This is a genomic window from Trueperella pecoris (assembly GCF_014926385.1).
In the GTDB taxonomy this organism is placed as follows: Bacteria; Actinomycetota; Actinomycetes; order Actinomycetales; family Actinomycetaceae; genus Trueperella; species Trueperella pecoris.
On the sequence record NZ_CP053291.1, the window covers coordinates 437,935 to 455,517 of the forward strand.

Annotated in this window: 11 protein-coding genes; 10 read left to right on the top strand and 1 reads right to left on the bottom strand. The window is 61.2% G+C overall.

Annotated elements, in window-relative coordinates:
• The first annotated feature begins 253 nt into the window (after positions 1–253).
• The 5 genes from udk (at position 254) to rpoC (ending at position 10,132) form a co-directional block, all read left to right on the top strand.
• Positions 254–874, top strand: a complete 621-nt coding sequence (gene udk / locus HLG82_RS02095; protein WP_193327092.1) for a uridine kinase — start codon at positions 254–256, stop codon at positions 872–874.
• 300 nt (positions 875–1,174) lie between these two features.
• A complete protein-coding gene (gene rplJ, locus HLG82_RS02100; protein ID WP_193327093.1) occupies positions 1,175–1,696 on the top strand; it encodes a 50S ribosomal protein L10 in 522 nt (173 codons plus the stop codon).
• 74 nt (positions 1,697–1,770) lie between these two features.
• Positions 1,771–2,154, top strand: coding sequence for a 50S ribosomal protein L7/L12 (gene rplL / locus HLG82_RS02105; protein WP_193327094.1), 384 nt, complete (start codon positions 1,771–1,773; stop codon positions 2,152–2,154).
• 453 nt (positions 2,155–2,607) lie between these two features.
• Positions 2,608–6,072: a DNA-directed RNA polymerase subunit beta gene (gene rpoB, locus HLG82_RS02110; RefSeq protein WP_193327095.1), complete on the top strand. Its 3,465-nt coding sequence runs from the start codon at positions 2,608–2,610 to the stop codon at positions 6,070–6,072.
• An 85-nt stretch (positions 6,073–6,157) separates the two neighbouring features.
• Entirely contained in the window at positions 6,158–10,132 is a 3,975-nt protein-coding gene (gene rpoC / locus HLG82_RS02115) for a DNA-directed RNA polymerase subunit beta' (protein ID WP_193327096.1), read from the top strand.
• A gap of 134 nt (positions 10,133–10,266) precedes the next feature.
• Here rpoC and HLG82_RS02120 read toward each other — a convergent pair whose 3' ends face one another.
• Positions 10,267–11,721, bottom strand: coding sequence for an amino acid permease (locus tag HLG82_RS02120; RefSeq protein WP_193327097.1), 1,455 nt, complete (start codon positions 11,719–11,721; stop codon positions 10,267–10,269).
• A gap of 458 nt (positions 11,722–12,179) precedes the next feature.
• Between HLG82_RS02120 and rpsL the strand changes: the two genes are divergently transcribed.
• The 5 genes from rpsL (at position 12,180) to HLG82_RS02145 (ending at position 17,213) form a co-directional block, all read left to right on the top strand.
• Complete coding sequence (rpsL, locus tag HLG82_RS02125) at positions 12,180–12,554, top strand: 30S ribosomal protein S12 (RefSeq protein WP_193327098.1); 375 nt, start codon at positions 12,180–12,182, stop codon at positions 12,552–12,554.
• On the top strand, positions 12,554–13,024 hold the full coding sequence (gene rpsG, locus HLG82_RS02130; RefSeq protein ID WP_193327099.1) for a 30S ribosomal protein S7: 471 nt from the start codon (positions 12,554–12,556) through the stop codon (positions 13,022–13,024). The genes rpsL and rpsG overlap by 1 nt, the downstream gene beginning before the upstream one ends.
• 41 nt (positions 13,025–13,065) lie before the next feature.
• A complete protein-coding gene (fusA, locus tag HLG82_RS02135; protein ID WP_255313920.1) occupies positions 13,066–15,186 on the top strand; it encodes an elongation factor G in 2,121 nt (706 codons plus the stop codon).
• Between the two features lie 110 nt (positions 15,187–15,296).
• Positions 15,297–16,487: an elongation factor Tu gene (tuf, locus tag HLG82_RS02140; RefSeq protein WP_193327100.1), complete on the top strand. Its 1,191-nt coding sequence runs from the start codon at positions 15,297–15,299 to the stop codon at positions 16,485–16,487.
• Positions 16,488–16,568: 81 nt separating this feature from the next.
• Positions 16,569–17,213 carry an HAD family hydrolase gene (locus tag HLG82_RS02145; protein ID WP_193327101.1) on the top strand — a complete coding sequence of 215 codons (645 nt, stop codon included), beginning with the start codon at positions 16,569–16,571 and terminating at the stop codon, positions 17,211–17,213.
• The last annotated feature ends 370 nt before the right edge of the window (positions 17,214–17,583 follow it).

Consider the following 17,583-nt stretch of genomic DNA (forward strand, 5'->3'; position numbering starts at 1 on the left):
GGAGCGTCTCTATATGCGGGGTCTTGAAATTCGGCCCCGGCTCTGGACTGCCGTGCTCCTTACCGCCGGATGGACTGTCTCGAAGTTTGGTGCTGGCAGATTTCTGCGCCCCTGCGTCGGCTGACGTTCGTGCCTGCCTCTCGGCGGACAGCGTCATTGTGGTGCGTACGCCGATCATGGGGTGCATTTCCGCCCGAGTGTGGGCTACCGCTACCATGGTGGACAAAGATTGCTAACAGGGGAGTAGTGGACGATGCACAAGCCGATGGTTATCGGTATTGCTGGCGGCACGGGTAGTGGCAAGACCACCCTGACGAGGGCCATCGAGGCGAAGTTTGCCCCACAGGCAGCCGTCGTTTTTCACGACAACTACTACCGCCCGCACGACGAACTCCCGCTTGAGGAGCGTGCAAAGCTCAATTATGACCATCCGGACGCATTCGATAACGATTACATGGTCGAGCAACTCCATCAGCTCATCAACGGCCAAGCCATCGATTGTCCGACCTATGACTATTCGATGCATACGCGCGCCAAGGCAACGGTACGCATCGAGCCGGCACCACTGATCCTGGTTGAGGGCATCGTTTTGTTCGTCGAGCAGCGCCTGTGTGACCTGTTCGACGTCAAGATCTTCGTCGATACCGACGCCGACGTGCGGATCCTGCGCCGCGTCAAGCGCGATGTTATCGAGCGCGGACGTACGGTTGAGTCTGTCGAGGCGCAGTATTTGGCGACGGTCAAGCCGATGCACGAGCTTTACGTCGCGCCGTCCAAGCGCCAAGCCGACATCATCGTCCCTGAGGGCGGGCGCAACCTCGTCGCGCTCGACATGCTTGTTCACCGTATTTCGAACGAACTCGCCCAGGGCTAGTAACGGCGGCGTCGATACGCTCGGCCCGAGCGTGCCACGACGTGAAGTTGCGGACGGCGGAAGGTGCCCAGACGGCGTCGTGAAGTGAGGCACGTTCGGCCCGTACGCCTTGAAATTCACGGCGAAAGCCAGCTAGCCTAATTCTTGCCCAAGACCGCAGGTCTCTTCGGAGTTGATTTCGGATAATCGAAGCCCGCGTAGGTATGACAAGAGAATTATTCTTTATGAATTTCCTCGTGCCTGCGTGCGCGAGGTTTTTTATTGTCCGGGAACTGCGGCAAACCATCGGAAGGAGGTCCCATGAAGCGGACCGATAAGTCTGCAGAAATCGCAGAGCTTACGGAAGCATTCCGTGGCTCGGATGCTGTTCTTCTGACGGAGTACCGCGGACTGACCGTGGAGCAGATGAAGACTCTGCGCCGCGCGCTCGGTGCCGATGTGCGTTACCACGTCGCAAAGAACACGCTCGCGCGTATTGCTGCCAAGGACGCGGGCATTGAGGGTCTTGAAGAAGACCTGACCGGCCCTACCGCCCTCGCTTTCGTCACCGGTGACATCGCTTCCGCAGCCAAGGCACTCAAGAATTTCGCCAAGGAGAACGACAAGCTCGTCCTCAAGTCTGGTGTGATGGAAGGCCAGCTCCTCGACGCCGAAGGCGTCAAGGCTCTTGCCGATCTCGAGTCCCGTGAGGTTCTCCTCGCGAAGGCCGCCGGAGCCCTCAAGGCTTCGCTGGTCAAGGCTGCATTCGTCTTCAAGGCACCCGCCACGAAGACGGTACGTACCGTTGACGCCCTGCGTGCGAAGCAGGAAACCGCTGCCTAAAGTAGCAAAAGAAATTGTCAAAACCTCATATGAGGGAACTGCCTCGCAAGTAGGCAAAGGAAGGAAGGTCTACAATGGCCAAGCTCACTGCTGAAGAGCTCATTGAAGCTTTCAAGGAGCTCACCCTGGTTGAGCTCTCTGACTTCGTGAAGAAGTTCGAGGAAGAATTCGACGTCGAGGCTGCTGCCCCGGTCGCCGTCGCTGCTGCCGCTCCGGCTGCTGGCGAAGCTGCTGCTGAAGAGGAGAAGTCCGAGTTTGACGTCATCCTTGCTGACGCTGGCGCGACCAAGATCGCCGTCATCAAGGAGGTCCGCGCTCTTACTTCGCTCGGCCTGAAGGAAGCTAAGGAGCTCGTTGATGGTGCTCCGAAGCCGGTCCTCGAGGGCGTTTCCAAGGAAGCTGCTGAGGATGCCAAGGCTAAGCTTGAGGGCGCTGGCGCGACCATCGAGCTCAAGTAATCAATGCGGCGTAGCCGCATAGAGACTTGCTGGCCAATCGCCAGCGGTTGAGATAAGTCCCCCGGGCCAGACCATTTTGTGTGGTCTAGCCAGGGGGACTTGTGGTTTTTCCACACGCCGGTGGGCTTAGTTGCAATAGCGGCACTTCCCGTGCAATAGTCGTGTCGTGCAATCGGGTGATTGTATAGCGCCGTGTATCGAGGAACCCTCCTCCGCAGCGACCGCGGCGAGGTGATTCGAGGATCACGGGCGCTTCATAGGTGTCGTGACCCCTTCCACAGGGCGGGGGCTAGACTTCCCTACGCCAAACAGGTAAATTTGAAATTCGCGTGGACTTTCATTTGCCCTGCCCAAGTTTGTCACGAAACCGTCATGTTTCCTTAGGAATTTCGGCGTTTTCGCAGATGATAGTGTCGCGCACGGCCTAACCGGAATATAGGGAAGGATCACCCTTTGGCTGCTTCGCGCACCTTTAATACCACCGTTGTTAACGGCAAGCTGAACTCGGATCGCGTTTCGTTTGCGAAAATCCATGAGCCGTTGCCGGTCCCCGATCTTCTCGGCCTTCAGACCTCCTCGTACGGGTGGTTGATTGGCTCGGATGAGTGGCGCGAATCCGCCGCACCGGGTGAGAAGTCGGGCCTTGAAGAAATCTTTGATGAGGTCTCTCCGATTCAGAACACCGCCGAGACGATGGGCCTGGTCTTGTCCAACCCGCATCTCGAGGGTGAGAAGGCGTCGATCGCCGAGTGCAAGGAGAAGGACCTGACCTACTCTGCTGCCCTGTACGTGACAGCCGAGTTCCAGAACTACGAGACTGGCGAAATCAAGTCCCAGACCACCTTCATCGGTGATTTCCCGCTGATGACCCCGCAGGGTACGTTCATTATCAATGGAACCGAGCGCGTGGTTGTTTCGCAGATGGTGCGTTCGCCCGGCGTCTACTTCGAGCGTACGGCGGACAAGACCTCTGACAAGCTGATTTACAACACGAAGATTATTCCTTCGCGTGGCGCGTGGCTCGAGTTCGAGATCGACAAGCGTGATTCGGTGGGCGTGCGCGTCGACCGTAAGCGTAAGCAGTCGGTGACCGTCTTCCTCAAGGCTCTGGGCATGACCGAGAGCGAGATCCGTGAGGAATTTGCCGACTACCCGGTTCTTATCGACACCCTGGAGAAGGACACCGTCCACACCCAGGAAGAGGCACTGCAGGATTTGTACCGCAAGCTTCGCCCTGGCGAACCGCCGACGGCCGAAGCAGGGCGCACGCTCCTGAACAACTTCTACCTCAACCCCAAGCGTTACGACCTTGCCAAGGTCGGCCGCTACAAGGTCAACAAGAAGCTCGGTCTGCACTCTGAGATGACGGAGCGTCAGCTCCAGCTCACGGACGTCACCGCCACGTTGCGCTACCTGCTCGCGCTTCACGCCGGCGAGGCAACGACGACGACGGCCGAGGGTGGCCTTGAGGTCGTCGTGGAAGATGACGACATCGACCACTTTGGCAACCGCCGTATCCGCGCAGTTGGTGAACTGATCCAAAACCAGGTGCGTACCGGCCTTGCCCGTCTCGACCGCATGGTTCGCGAGCGTATGACCACTCAGGACGCCGAGGCCATCACGCCGTCGTCGTTGATTAACATTCGCCCGATCGTGGCTGCCATCAAGGAGTTCTTCGGAACCTCCCAGCTGTCGCAGTTCATGGACCAGAACAACCCGCTGGCCGGCCTGACGCACAAGCGTCGTCTGTCCGCGCTCGGTCCCGGTGGTCTTTCGCGCGACCGCGCCTCGATGGAAGTTCGAGACGTTCACCCCTCGCACTACGGCCGCATGTGTCCGATCGAGACACCTGAAGGCCCGAACATTGGTCTGATTGGCTCGCTGGCAACCTATGGTCGCGTCAACCCCTTCGGCTTTATTGAGACCCCGTACCGCAAGGTTGTTGACGGTCACGTGACCGATCAGATTGACTACCTCGATGCTGCCGATGAGGACCGCTACACGGTCGCTCAGGCCTCGGCACCGATGGACGAGAAGGGTGCCTTCCTTGATGAGGAAGTCCTTGTCCGCCTTCCCGGAGGAGAGCCGGCTCTGATCCCTGCCGACGAGGTCGATTACATGGACGTCTCGGCCCGCCAGATGGTGTCCGTCGGTACGGCTGCGATTCCGTTCCTCGAGCACGACGACGCTAACCGAGCCCTCATGGGTGCGAACATGCAGCGTCAGGCAGTGCCCCTCATCAAGCCGGTGGCACCGCTGGTCGGCACGGGTATTGAGACCCGCGCGGCTGTCGACGCCGGCGACGTTCTAGTTGCGCGCGCCTCCGGCGTCGTGACCGAGGTCTCTGCCGATCACGTGACGGTGGAAGAGGACTCTGGCAAGTACTTCACCTACCGCCTGCTCAAGTTCGAGCGTTCGAACCCGGGTAACTGCACCAACATGAAGGTCGTCGTTAACGAGGGTGACCGCTTGGAGAAGGGTTCGCTCATTGCCGACGGTCCTGCGACCGAAGGTGGTGAACTGGCGCTCGGCCAGAACCTGCTTGTGGCCTTCATGGCATGGAACGGCTACAACTACGAGGACGCCATCATCGTCTCGCAGCGTTGCCAGTCCGAGGACCTGCTGACCTCGATCCACATCGAGGAGCACGAGGTTGATGCCCGTGACACGAAGCTTGGTCCGGAAGAGATCACGCGCGACATCCCCAACGTCTCCGAAGAAATGCTGGCCCACCTCGACGAGCGTGGAATCATCCGCGTGGGCGCCGAGGTGACCGCCGGTGACATCCTCGTCGGCAAGATCACGCCGAAGGGCGAGACCGAGCTGACCTCGGAAGAGCGCCTTCTGCGCGCAATCTTTGGCGAGAAGGCGAAGGAAGTGCGTGACACGTCGCTGCGCGTCCCGCACGGCCAGTCCGGCATCGTCATCGGCGTCAAGGAGTTCTCCACTGAGAACCATGACGAGCTGCCCTCCGATATTCGCCAGTCGGTGCGCGTGCACATCGCCCAGCGCCGCAAGATCTCTATCGGCGATAAGATGGCAGGTCGCCACGGTAACAAGGGCGTCATCTCCCGTATTCTTCCGCTCGAGGATATGCCGTTCATGGAGGACGGCACCCCGGTCGATATCGTGTTGAACCCGCTCGGCGTGCCTTCGCGTATGAACCTCGGTCAGGTCTTCGAGCTCCACCTCGGTTGGGTCGCCAAGCAGGGATGGGACGCCACCGCAGCTCGCGAAGCGGGCGAAGAGTGGGCGAACCGCATCCCGGCCGACTCGGTCAAGGCTGGTCCACACCGTACCGTCGCCACCCCGGTGTTCGACGGCGTCCAGTCCGACGAACTCAAGGGCCTCCTCGGCTGCACGAACCTCAACCGCGATGGCAACCGTATGGTCGACGAGTCGGGCAAGGCTCGCCTCTTCGACGGCCGTACGGGTGAGCCGTTCCCGGATCCGGTGTCGGTGGGCTACATGTACATGCTCAAGCTGCACCACCTTGTTGATGACAAGATTCATGCGCGTTCGACGGGCCCCTACTCGATGGTTACCCAGCAGCCGCTCGGTGGCAAGGCCCAGTTCGGTGGCCAGCGATTCGGCGAGATGGAGGTGTGGGCGCTCGAAGCTTACGGCGCCGCACACACCCTCCAGGAGATGCTGACCATCAAGTCCGACGACACGGTCGGTCGTGTCAAGGTCTACGAGGCGATCGTCAAGGGCGATAACGTCCCCGAGCCCGGACTTCCCGAGTCCTTCAAGGTCCTTGTCCAGGAAATGCGCTCGCTGTGCCTGAACGTCGAGGCTCTCGACGCCGGCGGCAACGCGATCTCTCTCCAGGACGCCGACGAAGATGCCTTCCGCGCCCCGCAGTCGGCAGGCATCACGACCGGCCTCGAGGATCTCGAGACCGGCGCGGACTTCTAATTTCGTGGGTGGGGCGGCGAGCGCCCGCCGCCCCTTACCCCACAATGGCCATCATTAAGGCGTAAAAATTGAGGAAGTAGGAACCTTGCTCGACGTCAATCTTTTTGACCAGCTTTCCATCTCGCTCGCCACGTCCGAGGACGTGCGCAAGTGGTCGCATGGAACTGTTACCAAGCCTGAAACCATTAACTACCGTACGCTCAAGCCCGAAAAGGACGGCCTTTTCGGCGAGCAGATCTTTGGCCCGACGCGCGATTGGGAGTGCGCCTGCGGCAAGTACAAGCGTCCCCGTTACAAGGGCATCGTGTGTGAGCGCTGTGGCGTTGAGGTCACTCGCTCCAAGGTGCGCCGCGAGCGCATGGGCCACATTGAGCTCGCCGCGCCCGTGACTCACATCTGGTACTTCAAGGGTGTGCCCTCGCGCCTTGGCTACCTGCTTGACATCGCTCCGAAGGACTTGGAGAAGGTCATCTACTTCGCGGCCTACATGGTCACCGATGTCGACGAGCAGCGCCGCCATGACGACATGCCGTCGTTGACCGCCGAGTACGAGCTCGAGCGCGAGAATCTTCTCAAGGAGCGCGACGCCGCCGTCGAGCGCGCGCTGCGTGCCGAGGAAGAGACCCTTGCCGAGGCCGAGACCGCCGGTGAAGATGCTGCTTCGCGTGGCAAGATCAAGCGCACCACGCAGGCCGATACCCGCCGCGTTCGCACCCGCTACGAGAACGACATCAAGAATCTCGAGGAGATCTGGGAAAAGTTCACCAAGCTCAAGGTCGGCGATCTTGAAGGTGACGAGGTGGCCTACCGCGAGATGGAGACCCGCTGGGGCGACTACTTCTCAGCATCGCGCGGCGCGGAGGCTATCCAGCGTCGTCTGCAGACCTTCGATCTCGAGGCCGAGCACGAGTTGCTCGTCGATCAGATCGAGAACGGCACGGCCCAGCGTAAGACCCGCGCGCTCAAGCGCATCAAGGTCGTCAACGCATTCCTGCATTCCAAGACCTCCCCGGAGGCCATGGTTCTTGACGCCATCCCGGTCATCCCGCCGGACCTGCGCCCGATGGTTCAGCTCGACGGCGGCCGCTTCGCGACCTCGGATCTCAACGACCTCTACCGTCGTGTCATCAACCGCAACAACCGTCTCCAGCGCATGCTCGATCTGAATGCGCCCGAGATCATGGTCAACAACGAAAAGCGCATGTTGCAGGAAGCTGTTGACGCGCTCTTCGATAACGGTCGTCGCGGCCGCCCGGTTCAGGGAGCAGGCAACCGTCCGCTGAAGTCGATTTCCGACATGCTCAAGGGCAAGCAGGGTCGTTTCCGCCAGAACCTCCTCGGTAAGCGCGTGGACTACTCGGGCCGATCGGTCATCGTCGTCGGCCCGACCCTCAAGCTTCACCAGTGTGGTCTGCCCAAGACCATGGCTCTGGAGCTGTTCAAGCCGTTCGTGCAGAAGCGCCTCGTGGATCTCGAGCTGGCCAAGAACATCAAGGCCGCTAAACGACTCATCGAGCGTCAGCGCGACGAGGTCTTCGACGTGCTCGAAGAGGTCATCCAGGAACACCCGGTTCTGCTCAACCGTGCACCTACTCTTCACCGTCTCGGCATCCAGGCGTTCGAGCCGCAGCTGATCGAAGGTAAGGCCATCCGCCTTCACCCGCTTGTCTGCTCGGCCTTCAACGCCGACTTCGACGGCGACCAGATGGCTGTCCACCTGCCGCTGTCGGTTGAAGCCCAGGCTGAGGCCCGTATCCTCATGCTGTCGGCTAACAACATCCTCAAGCCTTCCGACGGCCGCCCGGTCACCGTGCCGGCACAGGACATGATTATCGGCTTGTACCATCTGACCACCGTTCGCGAGAACGAGGTCGGCGCTGGCCGTTACTTCACCTCGATCGCCGAGGCGCAGATGGCTCACGATCTGGGCGACATCCACCTCAACGCTCCGATCAACATCCGTTTCGGCGCTGACGAGATCATCGTTCCCCGTGATTGGCAGGCTCCCGAGGGCTACGAAGAGGGCGACGACATCATCCTCAAGACCACCCTCGGTACCGCACTGTTCAACGATGCGCTGCCGACGACCTTCCCCTACGTCAACGAGTCCGTGGGCAAGAAGGTTCTGGGCAACATCGTCAACGAGTTGGCCGAGCGTTACCCGAAGGTCGACGCCGCCGCTTCGCTTGACGCCCTGAAGGAAACCGGCTTCTACTGGGGCGGGCGTTCCGGTGTGACCATCGCCGTCTCTGACGTGATCGCGCCGGCCAACAAGGCCGAGATCCTCGAAGAGGCAGAAGAGCGTGCTGCGAAGATCGAGCAGGACTTCCAAGAAGGCAACATCCGTGACGAGGATCGTCGTCGCGATCTCGTTGCCCTGTGGACGGAAGTGACCGACAAGGTCGCTGACGAGATGCGGAAGAACTTCGACGACCTGAACAACATCAACCAGATGGTTCAGTCCGGAGCTCGTGGTAACTGGATGCAGATTCGCCAGGTTGCCGGCATGCGTGGCCTCGTGGCGGACCCGAAGGGCGAGATTATTCCTCGCCCGATTAAGTCCAACTACCGCGAGGGCCTGTCCGCTCTCGAATACTTCACCGCAACCCACGGTGCACGTAAGGGCCTGGCTGACACCGCTCTGCGTACCGCTGACTCGGGTTACCTCACCCGTCGTCTCGTGGACGTGGCCCAAGACGTTATCGTTCGCGAATCCGACTGCGGCACGTCTCGCGGTCTGCCCAAGCCGATCGTCGCCCTTGATGGCGAGGGCAAGGAAATTCGCCTTGCCACCGTCGACGGCATGACGCGCGAGGTGACCGAGGCTGAGGTTTCCGCCACCGAATGGGCAGCCGCAGAGCTGATCCGCTCGGAGGACATCGACACCTCCGTCTACGCGCGCACCCTTGCCAAGGACGCCGTGGATGGCGACGGTAACGTCGTCGTCGAGGCTGGAACCGACATCGGCGACGTCGCCCTCGAGAAGCTCCTTGAGGCTGGCATCAAGCAGATCCACGTCCGCTCGGTCCTCACCTGTGACTCGCGCGTTGGCACCTGTGCTAAGTGCTATGGTCGTTCGCTGGCCACCGGCAAGCTCGTTGACATCGGAGAGGCCGTCGGTATCGTCGCCGCGCAGTCGATTGGCGAGCCGGGCACTCAGCTGACCATGCGTACCTTCCACACCGGTGGTGCGGCGTCGGCAGAGGACATCACCCAGGGTCTTCCGCGTGTTCAGGAGCTCTTCGAGGCCCGTACCCCCAAGGGCGAGGCCCCGATTGCCGAGGCCGCCGGACGCCTGGAGATCGAGGAACTCGAGCGCTCGCGCCGCCTCATCCTCAAGCGCGACGACGGCGACGAGGACCTGACCTACCTGGTGGGCAAGCGCGCCAAGTTGCTGGTTCCCGAGGGTTCACACGTTCCGGTCGGCCAGCAGCTCGTCGAGGGTTCTGTTGACCCGAAGAAGGTACTGCGTATTTCGGGCCGCCGCGTGGCACAGCTGCACCTCGTTTCCGAGGTTCAGAACGTTTACCGCTCGCAGGGCGTGGAGATCCACGACAAGCACATCGAGGTGATCGTTCGCCAGATGCTACGCCGCGTAACCGTCCTCGAGGCTGGCACGACGGCGCTCCTGCCGGGCGAGCTGGTGGATGTCGCTCAGTTCGAAGCAGCCAACCGGGCCGCGATGGCTGAGGGCGGCAAGCCCGCCTCGGGCCGTCCGGAGCTCATGGGTATCACGAAGGCCTCGCTTGCGACTGACTCGTGGCTGTCGGCCGCGTCCTTCCAGGAGACCACCAAGGTCCTCACGGAGGCCGCGCTCAACGCTAAGTCCGACCCGCTTGACGGGCTTAAGGAGAACGTCATCCTCGGTAAGCTTATCCCGGCCGGTACCGGCCTCGAGCAGCTTCGCCGCATCAAGGTCGAGCCCACCGCGGAGGCGCGCTCCGAATACGAGCAGCTCAACACTTTCGCCGGTTTGGATTCGTTCGACGACATTTACGGCTACGGTTCACTCGACGACTACGACACGTCGATGGGCTACGGTTACGGATTGAACTTCTAAGTTCACAAGGGGGCCTCGCTGCTGCGAGGCCCCCTTTCTTATGCCCTGATGGGCGGCGGGTGCCGTGAGAGCGCAGGCCGGGGAAGAGAAATGGGCGGGGAGCGTGGCTCCCCGCCCATAGTCCTGTGCGGCGTCTAGTCGGCGTCGGACCGCCTCGTGAGGTCGGCCTCGAGAGCCTTGACCGCGGGGGCGCGGGTGATCAGCTTGTGGCCGAGCCACAGGGCGAGGAAGAGCGGGAGGCCGATGTAGCTCGACGCGAGCGCGGTGAAGTTGGTCTGCCCGAGCAACGCCTCGGTGTTCTGCCCAATAATGACCACCAGCGTCATGAACAGTGCCAGCATCGGTCCGATGGGGAAGAAAGAGGCACGGAAGGGCAGATCAGCAGGATCGTTACCTTGGGCGACGTAGGCCCTGCGGAACTTGAAATGGCTCCACGCGATGCCGACCCAGGTGATGAACCCCGCCAGACCCGAGGCGTTGACGAGCCAGGTGTAGGCGCCGCCGTCGCCGATCAACGAGGTCAAAAACGAGGCAGCTCCGACGAACGTGGTGGCCAAAAGCGCCGCCATCGGGATGCCGCGCCTGGTGGTGGTACCGAAAACTCGCGGCGCCTGCCCGGACTTGGCTAGGCCGTAGAGCATGCGGGTCGAGGCGTAGAGGCCCGAGGTTCCGGCGGAGAGCACAGAAGTCAAGATGACGGCATTCATGACGGCGGCGGCTGCGGCAACTCCGGCACGGTCGAAAACGAGCGTGAAGGGGGAAAGCGCGATGTCGCCGTCGGGATTGAGCAGGGACGGATCGGTGTAGGGGATAAGGAAGCCGATCACGGCAATCGCGGCGATGTAGAAAATCAAGATGCGCCAGAAGACCGCGCGGATGGCCCGCGGAATGGTTCGGTCTGGGTCCTCGGCCTCGCCTGCGGCGATACCAACCATTTCCGTGCCCTGGAAGGAGAATCCCGCGACCATAAAGACGGAGAGGATGCCCCAGCCGCCGTTGACGAAGGGGGCCTCGCCGGTGGTCCAGTTTGACGTGCCGGGCGACTGCCCCATGATGCCGACAATCATCAGCGTGCCCAGGACAAGGAAGACGAGAACCGTGACGACCTTGATGGAAGCGAACCAGAACTCGCCTTCGCCGAACGTACGGGCGGAGATGGCGTTGATGATGAACAAGATGGCCAGGAACAGTGCAGACCACACGATGGAGGGCGTGTTCGGGAACCAATAGGCCATCACGAGGGCGGCTGCCACAAGCTCAGCCGCGACCGTGATGGCCCAGTTGAACCAGTAGTTCCACCCCATGGCGAAGCCAAAGGAAGGGCTCACATAACGGGTACCGTATTCGCCGAAAGACCCGACGACGGGGGAGTAGGTCGCCATCTCACCCAGGGACTGCATGAGGAAGTAGACCATGGCGCCGATAAGCGCGTAGGCGAGGAGAGCGCCGCCGGGGCCAGCCTGGGAGATCGTCGCGCCGGAGGCGACGAACAGGCCGGTGCCGATCGCGCCGCCGATGGCGATCATGTTCAAGTGGCGGGCGCGCAAGCCACGCTGTAAGCGCCCGGGGTCGTTTTGTTCGGAAGTCATATTTTCTCCAGTCAAGAATGTTGCAATGACCAATATCGGCCACGGCTGGGCACGGTGCGAGCCGTGTTCACCATATGATCGTTGGGCACGCGCGTGAGGCAGGCGCAAAAGCTGCGAGTCCGGTCCGCACCCGAGGCCAATGCCGATTCGTGCGGCCCGTGGACGGCCTCGCGTGCGGGTAGTTGATCCATAATCTACTCGCGAAGGGAGAAGATGTGGGTAGAACCACGATCGTGTTTACCTCACAATCTTTGACCGATATACCGCCAAACCGTTAGTCTTAAACGCGGTGCCCGTTCCGTGGATCGACGTTGCCACGTCGGCAAGGCAATAGTTGCTCATTGGCCTCCGACGATAAAACGGTCCACGGACGCTAGGAAGGTACGGTGTCCTTCCTGCCGCGTTCGACCGAACAGGCGGGCAGTTCGACGATCTGAACACAATACACAGGAGAAATAGTGCCTACTATTCAGCAGCTGGTCCGCAAGGGCCGCTCGAGCAAGGCGTCGACCTCCGCGACCCCGGGCCTCAAGGGAAGCCCGCAGCGTCGTGGCGTTTGCACGCGTGTTTACACTACCACCCCGAAGAAGCCGAACTCGGCACTTCGTAAGGTTGCCCGTGTTCGCCTTTCCTCCGGCGTCGAGGTCACGGCTTACATCCCCGGCGAGGGTCACAACCTCCAGGAACACTCGATCGTGCTCGTCCGCGGCGGTCGTGTGAAGGACCTCCCCGGCGTTCGCTACCACATCGTCCGTGGCGCGCTTGACACGCAGGGCGTGAAGAGCCGCGGCCAGGGCCGCTCCAAGTACGGTGCGAAGAAGGAGAAGAAGTAATGCCTCGTAAGGGTCCCATCCGCAAGCGTCCGCTTGTTAACGATCCGGTCCACGGTTCGCCCGTTGTCACCCAGGTGATCAACCGCGTTCTGCGTGACGGCAAGAAGTCCACCGCCGAGCGCATCGTCTACGGCGCACTCGCCGGCATCGCCGAGAAGACCGGCCAGGAGCCGCTCGACGTCCTCAAGCGCGCCCTTGACAACATCCGTCCCCAGCTCGAGGTTCGATCCCGCCGCGTCGGCGGTGCGACCTACCAGGTTCCGACCGAGGTCAAGCCGAACCGTGCAAACGCTCTCGCGATCCGCTGGCTCGTCGATTACTCGCGCGATCGCCGCGAGAACACGATGCTCGAGCGCCTTCAGAACGAAATCATGGATGCGTCCAATGGCCTCGGTGCCGCTGTGAAGCGCCGTGAAGATGTCCACCGCATGGCTGAGGCCAACCGCGCCTTCGCTCACTACCGCTGGTAAAAATACAGGGCCTCCGGGCCTGGATATAGGAGAGCCAAAACGTGGCACATACCCCGCAGAAGGATCTGAAGAAGGTCCGCAATATCGGCATTATGGCGCACATCGACGCTGGCAAGACCACGACGACCGAGCGCATTCTGTTCTACACCGGCCTCAACTACAAGATCGGCGAGACCCACGACGGTGCATCGACCACCGACTGGATGGAGCAGGAAAAGGAGCGCGGCATCACGATTACGTCGGCTGCCGTGACCACCTTCTGGCACAACAACCAGATCAACATCATCGATACCCCCGGACACGTTGACTTCACGGTCGAGGTCGAGCGCTCGCTGCGCATCCTCGACGGCGCCGTCGCCGTCTTCGACGGCAAGGAAGGCGTTGAGCCGCAGTCCGAGACCGTGTGGCGTCAGGCTGACAAGTACAACGTCCCGCGCATCTGCTTTATCAACAAGATGGACAAGATGGGCGCTGACTTCGATCGCGCAGTCCAGACCATCCGCGACCGCCTCAAGGCGACCCCGCTGATCATGGACTTCCCGATCGGCGCAGAGTCGGAGCTGTCCGGCGTCGTCGACGTCCTCAAGCAGAAGGCCATCCGGTTCCCAGCCAAGGACGACAAGGGTAACGATACCCTTGGTTCGCTCGTGGTCGAAGAAGAGATCCCTGCCGAGCTTCAGGACAAGGCTGAGGAGCTCTACAACGAGCTCGTCGAGACCGTCGCAGAATCCGATGAGGAGCTCCTGGAGAAGTACCTCGGTGGCGAAGAGATCACCATCGATGAGCTCAAGGCTGGCATCCGCAAACTGACTATCGCTGGCGAGCTCTACCCGGTCTTCGCCGGTTCGGCCTACAAGAACATCGGCGTCCAGCCGGTTCTCGACGCCGTCGTCGATTTCCTCCCGTCCCCCGCGGACGTCGAGTTCGTCGAGGGTATGGATACGAAGGATGAGGAAGTCATTGTCAAGCGGAAGCCGGTTCCGACCGAGCCTTTCGCCGCCCTTGCCTTCAAGATCGCCGCGCACCCGTTCTTTGGTCGTCTGACCTACATCCGCGTCTACGCGGGCAAGATCGAGCCGGGCGACCAGATTCTCAATGCCTCGAAGGGCAAGAAGGAACGCGTGTCGAAGATCTTCCAGATGCACTCCAACAAGGAGCAGCCGGTGGAGTCCGCCTCGGCAGGCAACATCTACGCTGTGATCGGCCTGAAGGACACCACGACCGGCGATTCGCTCTCCGCGATCGACGCTCCGATGCTCCTCGAGTCGATGACCTTCCCGGATCCGGTTATCCACGTCGCCGTCGAGCCCAAGTCGAAGGCCGACCAGGAGAAGCTCGGCATTGCTATCCAGAAGCTTGCCGAAGAGGATCCGACCTTCACCGTACGCCTTGACGAAGAGTCCGGCCAGACCGTCCTCGGCGGCATGGGCGAGCTTCACCTCGACGTCCTCGTTGATCGTATGAAGCGCGAGTTCAAGGTCGAAGCAAACGTTGGTGCGCCGATGGTTGCCTACCGCGAGACCATTCGCGGCAAGGCCGAGCACATCGACTACACCCACAAGAAGCAGACTGGTGGTTCCGGCCAGTTCGCAAAGGTTATTGTCACCTTCGAGCCCCTCGAGGAGAACGAAGAGGGTCTTACCTACGAGTTCGTCGACGCCGTCACCGGCGGTCGCGTCCCGCGCGAATACATTCCATCGGTGGACCTGGGCATCCAGGCTGCCATGGAGAACGGCGTGCTCGCAGGCTTCCCGATGGTGAACGTGAAGGCCACTCTCGAAGATGGCGCCTACCACGACGTCGACTCTTCGGAAATGGCGTTCAAGATTGCTGGCCAGATGGTGTTCCGCGAGGGCGTCAAGCGCGCTAAGCCGGTCATCCTCGAGCCGCTCATGGATGTCGAAGTCCGTACTCCTGAGGAGTACATGGGCGACGTCATCGGCGATCTCAACTCCCGCCGTGGCCAGATTTCCTCGATGGAAGACGCCACCGGCGTCAAGATCGTGCGTGCTCTGGTTCCGCTTTCGGAGATGTTTGGTTACGTCGGAGATCTGCGTTCGAAGACGCAGGGTCGTGCCGTGTACACCATGCAGTTTGCGAAGTACCAGGAAGTTCCGAAGAACGTCTCGGACGAGATCATCCAGAAGGCTCACGGCGAATAAGCCGCGGCCGGAATTTACAAGTAACCAGTAGAAAAGTAAGATTCTGATAGCGGTGTGCGCTCCTGCGCACCATCCAGCTGAAGAGTCAATCTAGTCCCAGGAGGGCGCAAGTGGCCAAGGCCAAGTACGACAAGTCCAAGCCGCACATGAACGTCGGCACCATCGGTCACGTCGATCACGGTAAGACGACGACGACCGCAGCTATCACCAAGGTGCTTTCTGACAAGTACCCGGACATCAACGAGTTCACCCCGTTCGACCAGGTCGACAACGCTCCGGAAGAGCGTCAGCGCGGTATTACCATCAATGTTTCCCACGTTGAGTACCAGACCCCGAAGCGTCACTACGCTCACGTTGACGCCCCGGGCCACGCCGATTACATCAAGAACATGATTACCGGCGCTGCTCAGATGGACGGCGCGATCCTCGTGGTTGCCGCGACCGACGGCCCGATGGCTCAGACCCGCGAGCACGTTCTTCTTGCCCGCCAGGTTGGCGTGCCGGACATCATCGTTGCACTCAACAAGTGCGACATGGTTGATGACGAGGAGCTCATCGAGCTCGTCGAGATGGAGGTCCGTGATCTTCTCTCCTCGCAGGGTTACGACGGCGACAACGCTCCCGTCGTCCAGATTTCTTCGCTCAAGGCTCTCGAGGGCGAGGAGAAGTGGGTTGAGTCGATCGTCGAGCTCATGGACGCCGTCGACACCTACTTCCCGGATCCGGAGCGCGACCTCGACAAGCCGTTCCTCATGCCGATCGAGGACGTCTTCACCATCACCGGCCGTGGCACCGTTGTGACGGGCCGCGCCGAGCGTGGTCAGCTCAACCTGAACGAGGAAGTCGAAATTCTCGGCATCCGCGCACCGCAGAAGACCACCGTCACCGGTATCGAGATGTTCCACAAGCAGATGGATCACGCCGATGCAGGCGAGAACTGTGGTCTGCTCCTGCGCGGCACCCGCCGTGAGGATGTCGAGCGTGGTCAGGTTGTTGCTAAGCCGGGTACCATCACCCCGCACACCAACTTCGAGGCTCAGGTTTACATCCTCAAGAAGGAAGAGGGCGGCCGTCACAACCCGTTCTTCTCCAACTACCGTCCGCAGTTCTACTTCCGTACCACGGACGTCACCGGTGTCATCACGCTGCCCGAGGGCACCGAGATGGTCATGCCTGGCGACAACACCGAGATGACGGTTGAGCTTATCCAGCCGATCGCTATGGAAGAAGGCCTCGGCTTTGCTATCCGCGAGGGTGGCCGCACCGTTGGTTCCGGCCGCGTCACCAAGATCATCAAGTAATTTCTGATTACTTAGGTCTGATAGTGGGCTCCAGCTTCGGCTGGGGCCCACTTCTTTTACCGAAGTGTTGAGGGGGAGAAGATGACTATTGCGCACGTGTGGGAGGCTCTGGGTCTGGAGGCTGCACCGGAAGCGGTCCTGTGGGACATGGACGGGACGATCGTTGACACGGGGGAACAGTGGGGAGCCTTGTCGGAAAAGGTGGTCCGTGAGGCGGGCGGCCTGTGGAGCAAGGAGGACACCGCGTTCGTCGTCGGGACGTCGTCGTCCGCCCATGCGCAGCGGGTTGCCGACGCCGTCGCCCGAGGTGGTGGCGAGAGGCCCGAGCCTGAAGAGATCTTCGCCGAGCTCCTACAAGAGATGGCGACAATCGTCTACCCCCGCGTGGAGCTGCTCGCTGGGGCGGAAGAGCTCCTTCGCGCCTTTCGGGACGCCGGCATCGCTCAGGTTCTGGTAACGGCGACGCCCGCGAACTTGGTGGAAATTGCACGTGGGTCCCTCGGCCAGATGTATGTCAATGCGCTGGTAACCGGTAGCGATCACGTCGCGCCTAAGCCGGATCCGGCGCCTTATCTACTCGGTGCGCGGCGGGTAGCATCCGACATCCGCCGGTGCCTCGTGTTTGAAGACTCGAGGGCCGGCCTTGCGGCGGCAAGAGCGAGTGGGGCGACGACAGTGGATGTGACGTCCATGCCGCTGTCGGCCTTGGCCGAGCGGCTCTCGTGAGCGGGCGGCGCGCGCGGATGCCGTGGTCAAATCCCGTGGGTGGTCTGTCGGCCGGTTCACACGGTCATCGCTTCTTTACGGGCCGGAGGCTTGGTAGAGTCATTTGCGGCCAGCTTTAGCTTGGCAAGTGCGCCCATCGGGTGCGCTGTAGTGTGATTGACCACCATTGACCGCCACAAGTGGCGATACGACGGCAAAATCGGTCATACTATTGAGGTTGCTCGGATGATCCGAGTGAAAATCTTGGCCGAAGGCAGACAGCTTTCGGCGCATAAATGGATTCACAACAATCGCATAGGGCTTCGTCAGTAACCTTCATCAGGTGGGACACGCCCGACTGCGGGGGCTGTGAACACCGAGGTAGAGAGAG